Below are 16,743 nucleotides of genomic sequence, written 5' to 3'. Positions count from 1 at the left end.
CTAACTCGAGGTGGCGTATAATACGCTTTCCTCATTCAGTGTCAACCGTTTATTTTACTCAGTTGCCGCTGTTTTTAATCTTTCCGACCCGGTCACTTCGTGATGTTGTTCACGTTGTTCCCTGTCGATGGAGCGGCATTATAGGGATCCGAATTTTTTGCACAAGCCTTTTTTCCAATAAAAGGATCGACTGCGTGTTTTTCAACCCTTTCGCGGAGATCTCGTTCGATCCGCTGGTTTTCACGCCGATCTGATTGAGCCGAAATTGGTATTTCCTCAGACCCGAACTATATTGCCAAGGTCAAAACTCACTTATGGGGTGCTTCAGATGTCTCAGGCTTTGCGTGCTTATCAAGGATTAACACCAACATTAGGAGAAAGAGTCATGGTTGATCCCTCCAGTGTGGTGATTGGTGATGTGGATCTGGCTGATGATGTCAGTATCTGGCCGCTGGTGGTGATACGTGGTGATGTGAATAATGTCGTGATCGGCTGCAGAACCAATGTGCAGGATGGAAGCGTGCTGCATGTCACTCACCAGTCGCGGCATAATCCTGAGGGCTACCCTCTTATTATTGGAGAGGACGTGACCGTCGGCCATAAAGCTATGTTGCATGGTTGCACTATCGGAAACCGGGTACTGGTAGGAATGGGATCGATACTGTTGGATGGTGCGATCGTTGAAGATGATGTGATGATTGGCGCCGGCAGTCTGGTGCCGCCAGGAAAAACCCTCGAAAGCGGTTATCTCTATTTAGGCAGTCCGGTTAAACAGATACGCGAGCTGACGTCAGAGGAACTTGCAGGGCTGACATACTCTTCGAATAACTATGTGACCTGGAAAGATCTCTACCGTTCACAGGAACAATAAAGAATAGCGTTGCCTGAACAGTAAAATGCACACTGTTCAGGCATTACTGGTTAAGCCAGCAAGTCTTTCTTTAACTGCTCCAGCACAGGCTCTATCTCTGGCATAACACCATGCCACATATAGAAAGCATGGGCAGCTTGCCCCACCAGCATTCCCAACCCGTCGGCATAAGCCGTTACCCCGTTATTTTTAGCCCAGGTGAGAAAAGGCGTTAAACCTGCCTGATAATACATATCGTAGACACGGGTCTGCGCGGTCAGCACTTTTTCTGGGATCGCAGGGATCTCACCTTTAATACCCGAAGCCGTGGCGTTAATGATCAGATCGAAAGACTCATCAGCCAGATCGTCTAATGCGATAGCACGGATATCCCCTTTTTCTTCGAAGATATGGCTCAGATGTTGTGCGCGTTCAAACGTCCGGTTGGTGACAACCACTGAACAGCCATGAGACAGCAAAGGAAGTATCACCCCTCTCGCCGCGCCGCCGGCACCGATCAATAAAACCCGATCACTTTGCTTCAAAAGCGCCAGCCGCTCAAGATCACTCAGCATGCCAATGCCATCAGTGTTGTCCCCGAGTAACCGGCCGTCTTTGAGCTTTTTGAGGGTGTTCACAGCACCGGACATCGCAGCGCGGTCAGTCAGTTCATCAGATTCTGCAAAAGCGCGCTCTTTGAAAGGCACGGTGATATTTGCCCCACGGGCTCCGTCGTCGAAAAAGGTTCGCAGCGTTTTTTCAAACTCTTCATGCGGAGCAAGCACAGTGCCGTAGGTGTGATCGATTCCGGTCTGGCTGGCAAACAATGCATGAATACGAGGGGATTTACTGTGGCCGATCGGATTTCCAAATACCGCGAAAGATGGCATCACTTTTTCCTTTAACCTTGACGGATCAGGTTGCCGGTAAGGGCATCCCGGATTTCTGAGGGATTTTCTCTTCCGCCGACATCGCCATCAATTACAGGGAAATTATCCCCAAACTGGAGCCGGACTTCTGCGGGCAAACGGCATGGCGGTTCGCCATTGAGATTCGCACTGGTAGATACCAGCGGCTTACCAAATTTTTGGCAAAGCTCTTTGACCAGAGGATGATCTGTGACCCGTACCGCCAGCGACGTAAAGCGTCCGGTTAACCATTCAGGCGTTGACGGTTTCGCAGGCATGACCCACGTTACCGGGCCCGGCCAAAATGAGCAGATATGCGCAAGCTGTTGTTCAGTGAGCAATGAGTCATCTATATAAGGGAGAAGCTGCTGATAATTATCAGCAATCAGAATAAGACCTTTACCTTTTGGCCGCTTCTTTAGCGCCAGAAGCGCATCGACAGCCTGTTCGCTATCCGGATCACATCCGAGACCAAAGACCGCCTCAGTCGGATAAGCAACGACTTGTTGCTCACGCAGCGCATCAAGCACGAGGGTAAATGAGTTTTCTAAGCTTTTATTCATCTTGTTCGTTATCTTTAATTTCTACGGCCTTACCGCACAATTTACTGGCACAAAATAGCTTAATACCCTGCGCCGTTTTCTTTTCCATCAATAAAGGGTAATGGCAATGGACGCATTCCCCCGCCACCGGCTTGTTATTAATGGCAAACTGACAATCCGGGTAACGATCACAGGCATGAAACACTTTGCCAAAGCGTGATTTTCGCTGCAACAAATGCCCTTTTCCACATTGCGGGCAATCCAGGCTGGTTTCTTCCGGTTTATCTATCACTTCAATGTGGTCACATTCCGGATACTGACTACAACCAATAAACATGCCGTAACGCCCCTGACGCAGCACTAAGGTCGACTCACATTTAGGGCATAATTGTCCATCCAGGACTTTCACAATATGGCCATCAGCCTGAGATTTCAGAGGACGAATATACTGGCATTGTGGATAGGATGAACAACTCAGAAAGGGGCCGTGGCGACCACTACGGATCACCAGATCGGCCCCGCATTCCGGACAGGATTCATTTTGCTTCTCAGCAAAAAGTGCTGCTTTTGTCATATCTTACTTTTTACCTGTTATCTCTTAATGCAGATAACCTTCATTAACCTCAAACAACAGCTCTTCCATTTGCTGATATGCACTTTCATATCCGGGAATATTAAAGAGAACCATCAGCACGACCCACTTCAGATCCTCAAGATCGAATTCTTCAGTGTCCAGAGCCATAACACGATCGATAACCATCTCTCTGGTATCGAAGTTCAGTACTTTGATCTGTTCCAGGAACAATAAAAAGCCACGACAACTGCTATCTAACCGACTTGTTTCCTCATCGGTATAAATACGTAATGCTGAAGGATCGGAATCCAGCATATAAGATGGGGTTCCACCCTCTTGCATATCCGCAAGTTTTTCAAGCCAACTCAACGCATTGTGAATATCGGCCCGGTGGAAACCAGCTTCGGTCAAGTCATCCGTTAACCTATCCTCGTCAACATTCATCTCCGCTTCGTTGTGAATGTAAGTTTCAAATAAGTACATTAGTACGTCGAACATGGCTTGCCCTCTTAATTCGGACATAGCCGCCGGATACAGCTGCGATCCATCCTGCTAACTCAAGCTCGAGTAGCTTACCTACCACTTCTGGCACAGGTTGGCCGGCACGTTCGGCGACGACGTCAACAGATGTCACCTCATATTCTACGTTAGCCAACACATCAGCAAATGGCAATTCAACTTCGCTATCTTGCGCACAAATAATCGTCTGTGGAGCAACGGAACTCTTGTTTGCAGGCTTTTTAAAAGATTCTGAAGCACGAATATCAGGAAACCAGGTCAGCCCGCTGCCAATATGCTCGGCAATATCGTTAGGCTCCGTCACCAGATAAGCGCCCTGCTGAATAAGCCAGTGCGTGCCTTCTGATGTCACACTGCCCAATGGGCCTGGGAGGGCGAACACTTCTCTTCCCTGCTCCAGTGCGTAACGGGCAGTGATAAGGGAACCACTGCGTAATGTTGCCTCGATGACCAGCACGCCAGCGCTTAATCCGCTAATTATCCTGTTACGTCGGGGAAAATGTGCAGCGAGCGGCGGAGCCGTCACTAAATGCTCTGACACCAGTGCCCCTCCAGTTTCAAGAATGTGCTGAGCTAGCGTTGAATGCCGGGGCGGATAACGTTTTAACAATCCGCTTCCCAGAACAGCAATCGTTTTCCCCTGCGCCGCAAGCGTTGCACGGTGACTAATTCCGTCGATCCCCATAGCCAGACCGCTCGTCACAGTAAAACCGCTACTTACCAGCCCGCTGGCAAAGACCTGCGCGTATTGTTCGCCGTAATGAGTAAATTCACGACTCCCGACCATCGCGATTTGAGGCGAGGACAGTAAATCAGGATCCCCTTCCACAAACAGAATCAATGGAGGAGAAGATATTTGGGCCAACAAAGCCGAATACAAAGCGCTGCCAAAAGTAATCAGATGGTGATGATCGCCTTCCAGCCATCTCAGTGATTCTGCAACCCATTGCGCATTACAATGTCGAAACTCCGAGAGTTGTCCCTCTGAAAGACCGCAACTTACTAATGCAGAGGGGGAATAAATTCCGCTGTTAAATAATGACTGGATAATCCCTTCGGCCAGACCCGCATCAAGGCTTCAACTCTCGACAAACGTACCCACACTTCCTGTAGTGTCATTATGCTTTCCTTGCTTAATGCCTTTCAGCGACTGATTCAATTGGCAGAGGATGCTGTCAATCGCAGCGGGAAATGTCTAGAATAGAGTCTATATATCTTCAATCATTTGAATAAAGATCCAGAAAAATATGTCCGTATTACAGATATTACATTTCCCAGACGAGCGGCTTCGCATTACTGCAAAACCGGTCAAAGAAGTTAACGCCGAAATTCAGCAGATCGTGGATGATATGTTTGAAACCATGTATGCAGAAGAAGGCATCGGCCTGGCTGCGACTCAGGTAGACATTCATCAACGCATCATCGTGATTGATGTCTCTGAAAACCGCGACGAGCGTTTGGTTCTCATCAACCCTGAACTGCTGGAAAAAAGCGGCGAAACAGGGATTGAAGAAGGCTGCCTGTCGATCCCTGATCAACGGGCTCTCGTGCCGCGTGCAGAGAAAGTCAAAGTACGTGCGCTTGATCGCGACGGTAAAACCTTTGAGCTAGAAGCTGATGACTTGCTGGCGATCTGTATCCAGCATGAAATGGATCATCTGGTGGGTAAATTATTTGTGGATTATTTGTCCCCATTGAAACGTCAGCGTATCCGCCAGAAGATGGAAAAAATGGCCAAGCTGAACGCACGGGCTGACTAATATTCGTGTAACACAGGACACTGCTTTGCGAATCATATTTGCCGGTACTCCCGACTTTGCAGCGCGTCATCTTGACGCGCTTTTATCATCAGAACATCAGGTGGTAGGCGTTTTTACTCAGCCTGATCGCCCCGCCGGCCGCGGTAATAAACTGACCGCAAGTCCGGTGAAGATTCTGGCTCAAACTCACGACATCCCTGTTTTTCAGCCAAAATCTCTGCGTCCTGAAGAAAATCAGTCTCTGGTTTCAGCGCTCGGGGCTGACATCATGGTAGTCGTAGCTTATGGTTTAATCCTGCCAAAAGCCGTGCTCGATATGCCGAAATTGGGCTGCATTAACGTTCATGGTTCTCTTCTGCCCCGCTGGCGCGGCGCGGCCCCTATTCAACGTTCATTGTGGGCTGGGGATGCTAAAACGGGTGTCACCATCATGCAGATGGATGTCGGCCTTGATACCGGCGATATGCTGCACAAAGTAGAATGTGACATTCTGCCGGAAGATACCAGCGCATCGCTTTACAACAAGCTGGCTGAGCTGGGTCCGCAGGGTATGCTTGAAACATTACAGCAGCTGGCGAACGGCACAGCAAAACCTGAAGTTCAAAGCGAAGAGCACGTAACCTACGCTGAGAAACTCAGCAAGGAAGAAGCCCGCTTAGACTGGAATCTGTCGGCCGAACAACTTGAACGCTGTATTCGTGCATTTAACCCATGGCCCGTCAGCTTCTTTATGATTGATGATCAGCCCGTGAAAGTCTGGCAGGCTGAATGTCTGGCAACGCAACACGATAAATTGCCGGGAACTATCATCTCTGCTGACAAAAAAGGGATTCTGGTCGCGACATCTGACGGCGTTCTGAATATCACCCAGCTACAACCTTCGGGTAAAAAGGCGATGTCCGCACAGGACTTGCTTAACTCTCGTCGTGAATGGTTTATCGAAGGCACACTTTTAGCCTGACCTTTACGACTACGCCCGATATCTCGTCGGGCCATATCTCTCTGATAATGCTGGCTTCGGTCAGCTTTTTTGACTATGAAAACAGCCTATAATCTCCGTAGTATTGCAGCTCAAGCCATTAGCCAGGTGTTGGACAAAGGTCTGTCTCTTTCGACCGTTCTGCCTGGCTTGCAAAAAAATGTCTCAGATAAAGATCGTGGGTTACTTCAGGAACTCTGCTTCGGTACCTTGCGGGTTCTTCCTCAGCTGGAATGGTGTTTGCAGCAACTGATGGCAAAACCGCTCACCGGCAAGCAGAGAACTTTGCATTATTTACTGATGGTTGGCCTCTACCAGCTGATGCATACCCGTATTCCGGCACACGCCGTTCTTGCAGAAACCGTCGAAGGTGCCGTTGCCCTGAAACGCCCTCAGTTGAAAGGTCTTATCAACGGGGTTCTGCGTCAGTTCCAGCGTCAACAGGAAGAATTGTTGCAACGCATGGCGAACAATGACAGTCGCTATCTTCACCCAAGCTGGTTGCTGAACCGCCTCAAAAAAGCGTATCCCGAGCAATGGGAAAGTATTGTAGAAGCAAACAACCAAAGACCGCCTATGTGGCTGCGCGTAAACCGCATGCATCACACCCGCGATGAGTATCTGCAATTACTTAACGACGCCCAGATTGAGGCCGTTGCACATACTGAATACCGTGATGCATTGCGATTAGTCACGCCTTGTCAGGTCAATCTCCTTCCAGGATTTGCGGAAGGTTGGGTCACCGTTCAGGATGCATCGGCACAAGGAAGCGTTGATCTGCTGGATCCACAGAATGGCGAGATGATCCTCGATTTGTGCTGTGCGCCGGGGGGAAAGACCACGCACATTTTGGAAGCTGCACCAAAAGCTCATGTTCTGGCAGTTGATGTGGACGAGCAGCGTTTGAAGCGTGTGCATGAAAACTTGCAACGTTTGAAACTAAGTGCCGAAGTCAAACAGGGTGATGGCCGCGAGCCGCAGGTTTGGGCGGGTGATCGGATATTTGACCGTATTTTGCTTGATGCGCCTTGTTCAGCAACCGGCGTAATCCGCAGACATCCCGACATTAAATGGCTACGCAGAGACAGCGATATTGCTGAACTTGCGGGTCTTCAAAGAGAAATCCTTGAAGCTGTATGGCCAAGACTGAAAAGTAAGGGCGTATTAGTCTATGCCACCTGCTCAGTATTACCGGATGAAAATTCTCAGCAAGTGGCCGCATTCCTGCAATCACATCCGGATGCGACATTGGTCGAAACTGGCACGCTGGAAAATCCCGGACGACAAAATCTTCCTCATGCTGAAGATGGCGACGGTTTCTATTACGCTAAACTTATTAAAAGTTAATCATTTCCTGTCAGCAGCATTGATGCTGGCTGACAGTGTTGAGGCAAAGCAGAGAGTCATATGAAAATAATAATTCTCGGTGCCGGGCAGGTTGGCGGAACACTCGCCGAAAACCTGGTGGGTGAAAACAATGATATTACCGTTGTCGACACCAATACCGTCCGGTTACGCCAACTGCAAGATAAATTCGATCTTCGGGTTGTACAGGGACATGGCTCGCATCCGCGTGTATTGCGTGAGGCCGGCGCTGAAGACGCGGATATGCTGGTCGCTGTGACCAATTCTGACGAAACCAATATGATTGCTTGCCAGATAGCCTACTCGCTGTTTAACACGCCTAATCGTATAGCGCGTATTCGCTCAACGGAATACATCCGCGAATCTGAAAAGCTGTTCTTGCCTGAAGCCGTTCCAATTGATCATCTGATCTCGCCAGAGCAATTAGTCACAGACTATATCTACAAACTTATCGAGTATCCTGGTGCACTTCAGGTTGTCAATTTTGCTGAAGGAAAGGTCAGTATCGCCGCTGTGAAAGCCTACTACGGCGGACCACTGGTCGGTAACGCGCTTTCTTCTATGCGTGAACATATGCCGCATATTGAAACGCGAGTGGCCGCAATATTCCGTCAGGATCGTCCGATCCGTCCTCAAGGTTCGACCATCATTGAAGCAGGTGATGAAGTCTTCTTTGTGGCGGCATCGCAGCATATCCGTGCCGTCATGAGTGAACTCCAGAGACTGGAAAAACCTTATAAGCGGATTATGATCGTTGGCGGTGGCAATGTCGGCGCGGGTTTGGCGCAACGCCTTGAGAAAAATTACAGCGTAAAACTTATCGAACGCGATCAGCAGCGCGCCGCCGAGCTTGCCGAGCTTTTGCAAGACACTATCGTCTTCTATGGGGACGCTTCAGATCAGGAACTTCTGGCCGAAGAGCATATTGAGCAGGTTGATGTTTTCATTGCCATTACCAATGATGATGAAGCTAACATCATGTCTGCCATGCTGGCCAAGCGAATGGGTGCGAAGAAAGCGATGGTCCTTATCCAACGCAGCGCTTACGTGGATTTGGTTCAGGGCAGCGTAATCGATATTGCGATTTCACCGCAGCAGGCCACAATTTCCGCATTACTGGGGCATGTCAGAAAAGCTGATATTGTCAGCGTTTCTTCGCTGCGCCGCGGTGTTGCTGAAGCCATCGAGGCCATTGCACATGGTGATGAAACCACCTCAAAAGTAGTTGGCCGTACAGTCGAACAAATCAAACTTCCGCCAGGTACAACCATTGGTGCGATTGTTCGCGGGAACGATGTGATCATTGCTAACGGTACCAGCAGGATCCAACAAGGTGATCACGTTGTTATGTTCATTACCGATAAGAAATTTGTCAGAGACGTTGAGCGGTTGTTCCAGCCGAGTCCATTCTTCTTATAATTGGATGAAGAGGCTTATAGGAATTTCCGCTAATTAGTATTCTGATAAGAACTTTTGTAGCGAAGACTCTACAAATGGTCTTTACTTGTTTTGACACATTTGATGAATTTGCCAAGGAGTATTTTATGAGTTTTATGAAAGAGTTTCGTGAGTTTGCCATGCGTGGCAACGTGGTTGACCTTGCTGTGGGTGTCATCATCGGTGCAGCATTTGGCAAAATAGTGTCATCATTTGTCGCCGATATTATTATGCCACCACTGGGATTATTGATTGGCGGGGTAGATTTTAAACAATTTGCTTTTGTTCTAAGAGATGCTCAGGGCGCTACGCCAGCCGTTGTTATGCACTACGGCGTGTTTATTCAGAACGTTTTTGATTTCATCATCGTTGCTTTGGCGATATTCATGGCGATCACGCTGATGAACAAGATGCGTCGTAAGCAAGAAGATGCTCCTGCAGCTCCGCCAAAACCAACGGCAGAAGAAACATTACTGGCGGAAATTCGTGATTTGCTGAAAGAACAACAGACGCCAAAACTCTAAAAGTAAAAGTCAGGCAGTTAAACTCTGACTGATTTTAGAAGGGCAGTGTTGAATATTCGACTGAACACTCAACACTGCCCTCCAGATAACTCCCCTTCCCATTCTTCTCTTTACGACGATAACTTCCTTTCCCTTTCTGATTCTTCTCAATACGCTGTTTGAAAAGTGGATCATGGAGAAGAGCCTGCAACGCATTATCCTGAATAATACCTTTTTGATGCTTATACTGAGTCATAGATCCTCGATATGTGAAATACATTTTGGACAAAATCCGTACACATCATACTGCGAAAATTTTCTGCCCGATAGTGGTATATAAAATGACTAAACCATTTAGCTAACTTTTCCCGCACCATCCTCTAAAGCTTCTAAAATAGAGCAAGTTACGCTGGTATGCGCCGAACCGCAGCAGGCAGCACTCAGTCTTTGTAGCGACTCGCGCATCTGGGTCAATTCCTGTAACTTGAACTCAACCTCAGTAAGTCGTTCGTCCACAATTGCTTTAGATTCCTGACACGTGTGTTGCAAAGGATCGATGCGAATTGATAGCAGCTCCTTGATGGCGTCCAACGTAAATCCTGTCGATTTAGCATAACGGATAAAACGAAGCCGCTGCAGATCATTATCATCATATTGGCGATAACCCGAAGGATTGCGGGTGCCAGGGCTCATCATCCCTTGCTTCTCATAGTAGCGGACAGTGTCAGCGGAAACATTTGCCAATCCGGCCAGCTCACCAATTTTGTACATACTATTTCCCCCTGAATTTATCCTGCAGTGCATCTTTATAATGCCCCTGCAAAAAACCAGTATTCATACCCGCCTGCTGCAACCGCAGTTGAAGAACTCTGAGTCGTTTTTCAGAAACGGCAAACTGTGGGTCATCATTGTCCAGCGTCTGTAATAAATGCTCTAACTCGACAGCTTCCTTTCTGTCCTGAAGCGCTGGTGGCAAATAGCCTGCATTTTTTAAGATGCGGAATGCGACTCTTAAGTCTTCGGGTACAGCGCTGTCATCATCCAGACTTAATGGCTGCCCTTTGCCTGGCAGATTATCAAACTCCCCCTTTTCCTGAGCATCTTTGATGTGTTTCTCTACCCACTGGTCAATAAGGAACATGATTTTGCCTTTAGAAAATTGAAAGGATCATCATAGAACATACTTGCAGCTTAGCGCGAACGGGGAGGGAATTCAGATTCAATTGTGCCGGCAGTGAAGAAACTGGATAGTCCAAATTTTAGATGTAAAAAAACCGGGCATAAGCCCGGTTTTTTCATGCATCTACAGATTATTCAGCAGTTGCTACTTCTGCTTTTGACTCTGCACGATCAACGAGCTCGATGTATGCCATCGGCGCATTGTCGCCTGCACGGAAGCCACACTTAAGAATACGAGTGTAACCACCGGCACGGCTCGCGAAACGCGGGCCCAGTTCATTAAACAGTTTTGCCACGATCTCGTTATCACGAGTACGGGCGAATGCCAGACGACGATTTGCAACGTTGTCGGTCTTGGCAAGAGTAATCAGCGGCTCAACAACGCGACGCAGCTCTTTCGCTTTCGGCAGGGTCGTCTTGATGATCTCATGACGAACCAAAGAGCCGGCCATGTTACGGAACATAGCCTGTCGGTGGCTGCTGTTACGGTTCAGTTGACGACCACTCTTACGATGGCGCATGACCTTATCCTTCTCAGTAAAACCTTAACCTGTGATCCGGTTACTCGTCAGCAATACTTGCTGGTGGCCAGTTTTCCAGGCGCATGCCCAGAGACAAACCACGGGACGCAAGTACGTCTTTGATCTCAGTAAGAGATTTTTTACCCAGGTTAGGTGTTTTAAGTAACTCAACCTCGGTACGCTGTACCAGATCACCGATGTAGTGGATTGCTTCTGCCTTAAGGCAGTTAGCAGAGCGGACAGTCAATTCCAGATCGTCAACAGGGCGCAGCAGGATTGGATCGAATTCCGGCTTCTCTTCTTTGACTTCCGGTTGACGTACATCACGTAAATCAACGAAAGCTTCAAGTTGTTCAGCAAGAATGGTTGCCGCACGACGGATCGCCTCTTCAGGATCGATCGTACCGTTGGTTTCCATTTCGATAACCAGCTTGTCCAAATCAGTACGCTGTTCTACACGCGCTGCTTCAACATTGTAGGCAATTCGCTCTACAGGGCTGTAGCATGCGTCTACTAACAGACGACCAATTGGGCGCTCATCTTCTTCCGAATGAATTCGGGCAGACGCCGGCACATAACCACGACCGCGCTGAACTTTGATACGCATGCTGATAGCAGCGTTTTCATCGGTCAGGTGGCAGATGACGTGTTGCGGCTTGACGATTTCGACATCACCATCATGGGTAATGTCGGCTGCAGTCACAGGGCCAATGCCAGACTTATTCAGGGTAAGAATAACTTCATCTTTACCTTGAACTCTCACCGCCAGCCCTTTCAGGTTGAGCAGGATCTCCAGGATATCTTCCTGTACGCCTTCTTTGGTGCTGTACTCATGCAGTACACCATCAATCTCAACCTCGGTCACCGCGCAACCCGGCATGGATGAAAGCAGAATACGGCGCAGTGCGTTGCCTAAAGTATGGCCAAAGCCACGTTCTAAAGGCTCAAGGGTCACCTTGGCGTGCGTCGAACTGACTTGCTCGATATCTACCAGGCGCGGTTTTAGAAACTCTGTCACAGAACCCTGCATTGTGTCCTCTCTTTGGTACTAAGCTTTACTTGGAGTAAAGCTCGACGATCAGGTGTTCGTTAATGTCGGAAGACAGATCAGTACGTTCAGGCATACGCTTGAACACACCTTCCATCTTAGCAGCATCAACTTCAAGCCAAGTCGGCTTTTCACGCTGTTCAGCCAACTCCAAAGCGGCCTTCACGCGAGATTGCTTTTTAGCTTTCTCACGGATGCTGACAACGTCATTCGGAGATACCTGATAAGAAGCGATGTTAACAACGCGACCGTTTACGATGATAGCTTTGTGGCTAACTAACTGGCGCGATTCCGCACGAGTAGCGCCGAAGCCCATACGATAAACGACGTTGTCCAAACGACCTTCAAGCAGTTGCAACAGGTTTTCACCGGTGTTGCCTTTCAGGCGTGCTGCTTCTTTGTAATAGTTACGGAACTGGCGCTCCAGAACACCGTAAGTACGGCGAACTTTTTGCTTTTCACGTAACTGCACACCATAGTCAGACAGACGCGGTTTACGCGCACCATGCTGACCAGGAGCTTGTTCAATTTTACACTTGGTATCGATCGCGCGAACGCCAGATTTAAGGAATAAATCTGTGCCCTCACGACGGCTAAGCTTGAGCTTAGGACCCAAATATCTTGCCATTTTCTCTCTCCAACAAACCTAAAAGCAGCGTTATACGCGACGCTTTTTCGGCGGACGACAACCGTTATGAGGGATAGGAGTCACATCAGTAATATTAGTGATGCGGAAACCAGCCGCGTTTAATGCGCGGATAGTAGACTCACGACCAGGACCAGGTCCTTTAACCATAACTTCCAGATTCTTGATACCGTATTCTTTCACTGCGTCAGCGCAGCGCTCTGCTGCAACCTGAGCTGCGAACGGAGTGGATTTACGAGAACCACGGAAACCGGAACCACCAGCTGTTGCCCAACCCAAAGCATTACCCTGACGATCGGTAATGGTAACAATGGTGTTGTTGAAAGAAGCATGGATATGAGCCACGCCGTCAGAGACTTGTTTTCTTACACGTTTACGTGTACGAACAGGTGCCTTTGCCATTTATTCAATCACCCCGATTATTTCTTGATCGGTTTACGCGGACCCTTACGGGTACGTGCGTTAGTCTTGGTACGCTGACCGCGTACTGGAAGACCACGACGATGACGCAAACCACGATAAGTCCCAAGGTCCATAAGACGCTTGATGCTCAGGGTGACTTCACGACGCAGATCACCTTCAACAATGAACTTGGCAACTTCGTCACGCAGTTTTTCGATTTGCTCTTCAGACAGCTCACTGATCTTAACATTTTCAGCAATACCGGATGCAGCACAGATAGACTGTGAGCGGGTTTTACCGATGCCGTAGATCGAAGTTAATGCGATCACGGTATGTTTCTGATCAGGAATGTTAATGCCTGCTATACGGGCCACTATGCACTCCTACTATTTATATACGGCAACACCATTCTGAAAAGCCCGTTTTCAGGATACTCAAATAGTATTGCTGCTTACATACAAAAGATTGGCTGGCTAATCTAGCCAGCTCAACCCAACTTTGCAAGAAAAATATGCGAGATAATCAGCCTTGACGCTGTTTATGCTTCGGTTCTGCACTGCAGATTACGCGAACGACACCGTTACGCTTAACAATTTTGCAGTTACGACATAATTTCTTGACGGAAGCACGAACTTTCATTTTTACTCTCCGTAACTTCGCAAACTCACCAGATTAGCGGTTGTAGCCTTTCAGGTTTGCTTTCTTCAATGCAGACTCGTACTGACTTGACATCATCAGAGTTTGCACTTGAGCCATAAAGTCCATGATAACGACGACTACGATCAGTAGAGAAGTACCACCAAAGTAGAATGGAACTTTCATCGCGTCACGCATGAACTCCGGGATAAGGCAGATGAAAGTAATATACATCGCACCGATTAAGGTTAAACGAGTCATTACTTTATCGATGTACTTCGCCGTTTGCTCTCCCGGACGAATTCCTGGTACAAATGCACCGGACTTCTTCAGGTTATCTGCTGTCTCACGCGGGTTGAACACCAACGCAGTATAAAAGAAACAGAAGAAGATGATTGCAGTCGCATAGAGTAACACATAAAGCGGTTGCCCAGGCTGCAAATACAGCGAAATCGTTGTCAGCCAGTTCCAACCAGTCCCGCCCCCAAACCATGATGCAATCGTGGCAGGGAACAGAATAATGCTGGAAGCGAAGATTGCTGGGATAACCCCGGCCATATTCACTTTCAACGGTAAGTGCGTGCTCTGTGCTGCATAGACACGACGACCTTGTTGGCGTTTAGCATAGTTAACGACGATACGACGTTGACCACGTTCAACAAACACCACAAAGAAAGTCACTGCAAACACTAAAACTGCAACCAACAGCAACAGGAGGAAGTGCAGGTCGCCTTGCCGAGCTTGTTCAATAGTATGTGCAATCGCCGGCGGGAGACCCGCTACGATACCAGCAAAAATTATGATTGAAATACCGTTACCGATACCTCGTTCAGTAATCTGCTCACCCAGCCACATCAGGAACATTGTCCCAGTCACTAAGCTCACAACTGCGGTAAAGTAGAACGCAAAGCCTGGATTTAAAACCAGGCCCTGCATACCAGGCATGTTCGGTAGACCGGTAGCAATACCGATCGACTGAAACACTGCCAATACCAGCGTACCGTAACGGGTGTACTGACTAATCTTACGACGGCCAGCCTCCCCTTCTTTCTTAATTTCTGCTAACGCTGGATGAACCACCGTTAACAACTGGATAATGATCGATGCTGAAATGTACGGCATGATCCCCAGAGCAAAGATTGAAGCACGGCTAAGGGCACCACCAGAGAACATGTTAAACATTTCAATGATGGTACCTCTTTGCTGCTCGAGCAATTTGGCAAGTACAGTGGCATCAATACCAGGGATCGGAATAAAAGAGCCGATACGGAAAACAATCAGCGCACCGATAACAAACAAAAGTCTGCGCTTCAGTTCGCCTAGTCCACCCTTGGCACTTTGAAAATCTAATCCCGGTTGCTTAGCCATCTGCTACTTATTCCTCAATTTTACCGCCAGCAGCTTCGATAGCAACACGAGCGCCTTTGGTGACACGCAAACCACGCAGAGTTACCGCACGACCAACTTCGCCAGAAAGGATTACTTTCGCGACTCGATCTGGATACCAACTACGTTAGCGGCTTTCAGCGCGTTCAGGTCGATCACGTCGCCTTCCACCAGAGCCAGTTCAGACAGACGAACTTCTGCCGTGATCATAGCTTTGCGGGAGGTGAAGCCGAATTTCGGCAAACGACGATATAAAGGCATCTGACCACCTTCAAAACCACGACGTACGCCACCACCAGAACGTGAGTTCTGACCTTTGTGACCACGACCGCCGGTTTTACCCAGGCCAGAACCAATACCACGACCTACACGCCTTGGCGCTTGTTTGGCACCATCAGCCGGAGACAGAGTATTTAAACGCATCTCTTACTCCTCAACCTTAACCATGTAGGAAACCAGGTTGATCATACCGCGTACAGCAGGAGTATCCTCGCGCTCAACGGTGTGACCAATACGACGCAGACCCAGGCCCAGCAGAGTAGCTTTATGCTTCGGCAGACGGCCAATGGAACTGCGAGTTTGTGTAACTTTAATAGTCTTTGCCATGGTTAATTACCCCAGAATTTCTTCAACGGATTTACCACGCTTGGCAGCGACCATTTGTGGGGATTTCATATTTGCCAAAGCATCGATAGTTGCACGAACCACGTTGATCGGGTTGGTGGAACCATAAGCCTTAGCCAATACGTTATGAACCCCTGCAACTTCCAGGACGGCGCGCATTGCACCACCGGCGATAATACCGGTACCTTCGGAAGCCGGCTGCATGAACACACGGGAACCCGTATGAGCACCTTTAACAGGATGCTGCAGGGTGCCGCTATTCAGCGCGACATTCATCATGTTGCGACGGGCTTTTTCCATCGCTTTCTGGATCGCTGCCGGAACTTCGCGTGCTTTGCCGTAGCCAAAACCAACGCGACCGTTACCATCACCAACTACTGTCAGTGCGGTAAAGCTGAAGATACGGCCACCTTTTACGGTTTTAGATACGCGGTTTACCGCGATCAGCTTTTCCTGCAGTTCGCCAGCTTGTTTTTCGATGTGAGCCATCTTAAACCTCTTCCTTAGAACTGAAGGCCAGCTTCACGGGCAGCATCTGCCAGTGCCTGGACTCGACCATGATATTGGAAACCGGAACGGTCAAAGGATACTTTCGTGATCCCTTTTTCCAATGCGCGTTCTGCGATAGCTTTACCTACAGCAGTGGCAGCATCTTTGTTGCCGGTATACTTCAGTTGCTCAGTGATAGTTTTTTCTACAGTAGATGCAGCAACTATTACTTCAGAACCGTTTGGTGCGATGACCTGTGCGTAAATATGACGCGGGGTACGATGTACCACCAGACGAGTCGCACCCAATTCTTTGAGCTTGCGGCGTGCGCGGGTCGCACGACGGATACGAGCAGATTTCTTATCCATAGTGTTA

Annotated in this window: 23 protein-coding genes and 2 pseudogenes; 6 read left to right on the top strand and 19 right to left on the bottom strand. The window is 48.5% G+C overall.

All coding sequences use genetic code 11. The features are described 5' to 3' along the window. The first annotated feature begins 328 nt into the window (after window positions 1-328). The gene (locus tag UC15_RS09155; RefSeq protein ID WP_112288153.1) at window positions 329-871 is read left to right on the top strand and encodes a gamma carbonic anhydrase family protein; all 543 of its coding nucleotides are present in this window, start codon (window positions 329-331) and stop codon (window positions 869-871) included. Between the two features lie 50 nt (window positions 872-921). Here the strand turns inward: UC15_RS09155 and aroE are convergent, their stop codons facing one another. The 5 genes and pseudogenes from aroE to dprA form a co-directional block, all read right to left on the bottom strand. Continuing rightward, window positions 922-1,743, bottom strand: a complete 822-nt coding sequence (gene aroE / locus UC15_RS09150) for a shikimate dehydrogenase (protein WP_198659688.1) — start codon at window positions 1,741-1,743, stop codon at window positions 922-924. Window positions 1,744-1,751: 8 nt separating this feature from the next. Beyond that, complete coding sequence (tsaC, locus tag UC15_RS09145; protein WP_112288151.1) at window positions 1,752-2,321, bottom strand: L-threonylcarbamoyladenylate synthase type 1 TsaC; 570 nt, start codon at window positions 2,319-2,321, stop codon at window positions 1,752-1,754. Next, window positions 2,314-2,874 carry a type I DNA topoisomerase gene (locus UC15_RS09140; protein WP_112288150.1) on the bottom strand — a complete coding sequence of 187 codons (561 nt, stop codon included), beginning with the start codon at window positions 2,872-2,874 and terminating at the stop codon, window positions 2,314-2,316. The genes tsaC and UC15_RS09140 overlap by 8 nt, the downstream gene beginning before the upstream one ends. A gap of 24 nt (window positions 2,875-2,898) precedes the next feature. Then, on the bottom strand, window positions 2,899-3,372 hold the full coding sequence (locus UC15_RS09135; RefSeq protein ID WP_112288149.1) for a DUF494 family protein: 474 nt from the start codon (window positions 3,370-3,372) through the stop codon (window positions 2,899-2,901). Beyond that, a pseudogene (dprA, locus tag UC15_RS09130) lies at window positions 3,344-4,512 on the bottom strand (DNA-protecting protein DprA). The gene UC15_RS09135 and the pseudogene dprA overlap by 29 nt, the downstream one beginning before the upstream one ends. A 128-nt stretch (window positions 4,513-4,640) precedes the next feature. Here dprA and def point away from each other — a divergent pair. From def to mscL, 5 genes are all read left to right on the top strand, one after another. Continuing rightward, window positions 4,641-5,153, top strand: a complete 513-nt coding sequence (def, locus tag UC15_RS09125; RefSeq protein ID WP_112288147.1) for a peptide deformylase — start codon at window positions 4,641-4,643, stop codon at window positions 5,151-5,153. Window position 5,154: 1 nt separating this feature from the next. Continuing rightward, complete coding sequence (fmt, locus tag UC15_RS09120) at window positions 5,155-6,114, top strand: methionyl-tRNA formyltransferase (protein WP_198659689.1); 960 nt, start codon at window positions 5,155-5,157, stop codon at window positions 6,112-6,114. 75 nt (window positions 6,115-6,189) lie between these two features. Next, a complete protein-coding gene (gene rsmB / locus UC15_RS09115; protein ID WP_112288145.1) occupies window positions 6,190-7,479 on the top strand; it encodes a 16S rRNA (cytosine(967)-C(5))-methyltransferase RsmB in 1,290 nt (429 codons plus the stop codon). Between the two features lie 60 nt (window positions 7,480-7,539). After that, on the top strand, window positions 7,540-8,916 hold the full coding sequence (trkA, locus tag UC15_RS09110) for a Trk system potassium transporter TrkA (protein WP_112288144.1): 1,377 nt from the start codon (window positions 7,540-7,542) through the stop codon (window positions 8,914-8,916). Window positions 8,917-9,041: 125 nt separating this feature from the next. Beyond that, window positions 9,042-9,458: a large-conductance mechanosensitive channel protein MscL gene (mscL, locus tag UC15_RS09105; RefSeq protein WP_112288143.1), complete on the top strand. Its 417-nt coding sequence runs from the start codon at window positions 9,042-9,044 to the stop codon at window positions 9,456-9,458. A gap of 34 nt (window positions 9,459-9,492) precedes the next feature. Here mscL and UC15_RS09100 read toward each other — a convergent pair whose 3' ends face one another. The 14 genes and pseudogenes from UC15_RS09100 to rplR all read right to left on the bottom strand — a co-directional run bounded on the left by UC15_RS09100 (window position 9,493) and on the right by rplR (window position 16,736). Beyond that, window positions 9,493-9,693: an alternative ribosome-rescue factor A gene (locus UC15_RS09100; protein ID WP_112288142.1), complete on the bottom strand. Its 201-nt coding sequence runs from the start codon at window positions 9,691-9,693 to the stop codon at window positions 9,493-9,495. Window positions 9,694-9,791: 98 nt separating this feature from the next. Beyond that, a complete protein-coding gene (gene zntR, locus UC15_RS09095) occupies window positions 9,792-10,208 on the bottom strand; it encodes a Zn(2+)-responsive transcriptional regulator (protein WP_112288141.1) in 417 nt (138 codons plus the stop codon). 1 nt (window position 10,209) lies between these two features. Further along, window positions 10,210-10,578 carry a DUF1992 domain-containing protein gene (locus UC15_RS09090; protein ID WP_112288140.1) on the bottom strand — a complete coding sequence of 123 codons (369 nt, stop codon included), beginning with the start codon at window positions 10,576-10,578 and terminating at the stop codon, window positions 10,210-10,212. Between the two features lie 169 nt (window positions 10,579-10,747). Further along, window positions 10,748-11,137, bottom strand: coding sequence for a 50S ribosomal protein L17 (gene rplQ / locus UC15_RS09085; RefSeq protein WP_013573706.1), 390 nt, complete (start codon window positions 11,135-11,137; stop codon window positions 10,748-10,750). 40 nt (window positions 11,138-11,177) lie between these two features. Further along, on the bottom strand, window positions 11,178-12,167 hold the full coding sequence (gene rpoA, locus UC15_RS09080) for a DNA-directed RNA polymerase subunit alpha (RefSeq protein WP_002919219.1): 990 nt from the start codon (window positions 12,165-12,167) through the stop codon (window positions 11,178-11,180). 25 nt (window positions 12,168-12,192) lie between these two features. Beyond that, a complete protein-coding gene (gene rpsD, locus UC15_RS09075; protein ID WP_112288139.1) occupies window positions 12,193-12,813 on the bottom strand; it encodes a 30S ribosomal protein S4 in 621 nt (206 codons plus the stop codon). 30 nt (window positions 12,814-12,843) lie between these two features. Continuing rightward, window positions 12,844-13,233 (bottom strand): 30S ribosomal protein S11, encoded by a 390-nt coding sequence (gene rpsK, locus UC15_RS09070; protein ID WP_004929731.1) that lies wholly within the window; start codon window positions 13,231-13,233, stop codon window positions 12,844-12,846. 17 nt (window positions 13,234-13,250) lie between these two features. After that, the gene (gene rpsM, locus UC15_RS09065; RefSeq protein WP_013573704.1) at window positions 13,251-13,607 is read right to left on the bottom strand and encodes a 30S ribosomal protein S13; all 357 of its coding nucleotides are present in this window, start codon (window positions 13,605-13,607) and stop codon (window positions 13,251-13,253) included. A gap of 148 nt (window positions 13,608-13,755) precedes the next feature. Then, window positions 13,756-13,872, bottom strand: coding sequence for a 50S ribosomal protein L36 (gene rpmJ, locus UC15_RS09060; RefSeq protein ID WP_002227352.1), 117 nt, complete (start codon window positions 13,870-13,872; stop codon window positions 13,756-13,758). A 33-nt stretch (window positions 13,873-13,905) separates the two neighbouring features. After that, window positions 13,906-15,237 carry a preprotein translocase subunit SecY gene (gene secY / locus UC15_RS09055; protein ID WP_013573703.1) on the bottom strand — a complete coding sequence of 444 codons (1,332 nt, stop codon included), beginning with the start codon at window positions 15,235-15,237 and terminating at the stop codon, window positions 13,906-13,908. 7 nt (window positions 15,238-15,244) lie between these two features. Continuing rightward, window positions 15,245-15,678: pseudogene (gene rplO, locus UC15_RS09050) on the bottom strand (50S ribosomal protein L15). Between the two features lie 3 nt (window positions 15,679-15,681). Next, entirely contained in the window at window positions 15,682-15,861 is a 180-nt protein-coding gene (gene rpmD, locus UC15_RS09045; protein WP_013573701.1) for a 50S ribosomal protein L30, read from the bottom strand. 6 nt (window positions 15,862-15,867) lie between these two features. Beyond that, window positions 15,868-16,368 carry a 30S ribosomal protein S5 gene (gene rpsE / locus UC15_RS09040; protein WP_013573700.1) on the bottom strand — a complete coding sequence of 167 codons (501 nt, stop codon included), beginning with the start codon at window positions 16,366-16,368 and terminating at the stop codon, window positions 15,868-15,870. 14 nt (window positions 16,369-16,382) lie between these two features. Beyond that, window positions 16,383-16,736, bottom strand: a complete 354-nt coding sequence (gene rplR / locus UC15_RS09035) for a 50S ribosomal protein L18 (protein ID WP_013573699.1) — start codon at window positions 16,734-16,736, stop codon at window positions 16,383-16,385. Window positions 16,737-16,743 lie beyond the last annotated feature (7 nt).

The organism is Rahnella sp. AN3-3W3 (genome assembly GCF_003263545.1).
In the GTDB taxonomy this organism is placed as follows: Bacteria; Pseudomonadota; Gammaproteobacteria; order Enterobacterales; family Enterobacteriaceae; genus Rahnella; species Rahnella variigena.
The sequence above is the reverse complement of the archived record's forward strand: the minus strand, read 5'-3'. Positions and strand labels throughout refer to the sequence as shown.